Source organism: Sporichthyaceae bacterium (assembly GCA_036493475.1).
Taxonomy (GTDB): domain Bacteria; phylum Actinomycetota; class Actinomycetes; order Sporichthyales; family Sporichthyaceae; genus DASQPJ01.
Map to the genome: position 1 here is coordinate 1 of DASXPS010000072.1, position 1702 is coordinate 1702.

The window sequence follows — 1702 nt, forward strand, 5'->3', positions numbered from 1 at the left end:
CGGCGTGGGTGAAGGGAACCATGTGGGCCCCCGAGGGCAATGTTTGCGCTTGTCCGCGCTGCGCGGCGCCGGCAAGTTCGAGGGTCCATTGGCCATCCCCCGAAAGTGTGGAGACCTGAGATTGACGGATCTTGGTGTTGGGTTCGTTCGTCGGGCCCGGTTTCGACGGCGTCGGGGGCGCCGTCCGCAGCTGGGGGTCAAGGCTGGCCGCAGGCCACCCGCAGGGCTTGGCCTTGACCGCGGCGAGGACGGTGCCACGCTGGGTAGCCGCAGACGGCGTCCGGTTCATGCCGCCTGCCCCGGCGGGTGGTCGGGGGTGTCGTGGCTGCGCTCGTAGGCGATCGGGGAGAGCATGTCCAGCGCCGAGTGGCGCCGGTCGTGGTTGTACTCCTCGATCCAGGCCGCGACCTTGGCGCGGGCCTCGGCCTTGGTGGCGAAGCGTTCCAGACGGCGTAGCTCGAATTCCATTGTGGAGTGCCAGGACTCGATGACGGCGTTGTCCAACGCTGAGCCGGGTCGGCCCATCGACTGGCGGATGCCCAACCGGTCGCAGGCGGCTCGGGTGAGCCCGGCGGTGTACTCGCTGCCTTGGTCGGTGTGCAGGATGACCCCGGCGATCGCGTCCCGCCCGCCGCGCACCGCGACCGCCATGGCCAGCGCCGCGTAGGCCAGCGCGGCGTCGTGGTGCTCGCCCAGGGCGAAGCCGACCACCCGCCGCGAGGCCATGTCCAGCACGCTGTCCAGGAACAGCTTGCCCTCGTCGGTGACGATCTCGGTGCCGTCGCCGTACCACTTGCGGTTGAGCTGCCCGGCGGCGAAGCGGCGCCCGATCAGGTCCGGGGCCCGCCACCGGCCTCGCCCCGGCCGAGTTGTGTTCTTGCCCCGGCGCCGGCGGCGGGCCACCAGGTCCTGCTCGCGCATGATCTTCGCGACGGTGTTCTTGCTGACCCGCCAACCCGCCTCGCGCAGGTCTGCGGTGATCCGCGGGGAGCCGTAGCGACCGCGGTGCGCGGCGAACAACCGGCGGATCTCCACGACCAACTGCTCCCGGCGAGCCCGCCGTCGGGAGGCATCCCCATCGCGCCACTTGTAGAACCACGCCGCGCTGACCCCCAGTGCCCGACACGCGGTGGCGTGCGGGATCTGGTGCTCGGCCCTCTGGGCGGCGATGAACCGCGCCACCGCTACCGGCCCATCGCCTCGTTGACCCAGAGGGCCACTGAGCGCTTGAGGACATCACGCTGCATCCGCAGCTCGATGTTCTCGGTCCGCAGCCGCAGTAGCTCCGCGCGCTCCGACTCGCTCAACGCCGGGTTGCCGCCCTCATTGCTGCGCCGCAGGCGAGCGCACCAGTTGCCCAGCGTGCCCTCGTTGATGCCCAACTCCCGGGCCACCTGCGCGATCGGCTTGCCCGTCTCGAGCACCAGCCGAACTGCGCCATCTCGAAACTCTTGATCAAATTTCCGGTACTGCCTTGGCACCGCTCCTCCTCAAAGCGATGTCTCCACGCTACGAGGGGAAGCCCACGCGTCGTACTTGGTGTCCCGGTCGCGGATGAGGAACCGGAACCGCACGGTGCGCTCGCCGAGGTCCATGACTTGGTTGCGGGCCTGTTGCGTGGTCCACGGCCCGTCCGGGTGTGCGGTGACGCCCAGGACGTGCTGCCGCTCGTCGAAATTCCCCAGAGTTGCTAGATCATCTT

3 protein-coding genes are annotated in these 1702 nt (G+C 69.6%); all 3 read right to left on the minus strand.

The features are described from left to right. Positions 1 to 285: 285 nt before the first annotated feature. Positions 286 to 1182: an IS3 family transposase gene (locus tag VGJ14_07895; GenBank protein ID HEY2832328.1), complete on the minus strand. Its 897-nt coding sequence runs from the start codon at positions 1180 to 1182 to the stop codon at positions 286 to 288. Between the two features lie 2 nt (positions 1183 to 1184). Further along, complete coding sequence (locus VGJ14_07900; GenBank protein HEY2832329.1) at positions 1185 to 1481, minus strand: transposase; 297 nt, start codon at positions 1479 to 1481, stop codon at positions 1185 to 1187. 9 nt (positions 1482 to 1490) lie between these two features. Further along, on the minus strand, positions 1491 to 1702 hold a 212-nt coding region (locus VGJ14_07905), incomplete at its 5' end, for a hypothetical protein (protein HEY2832330.1).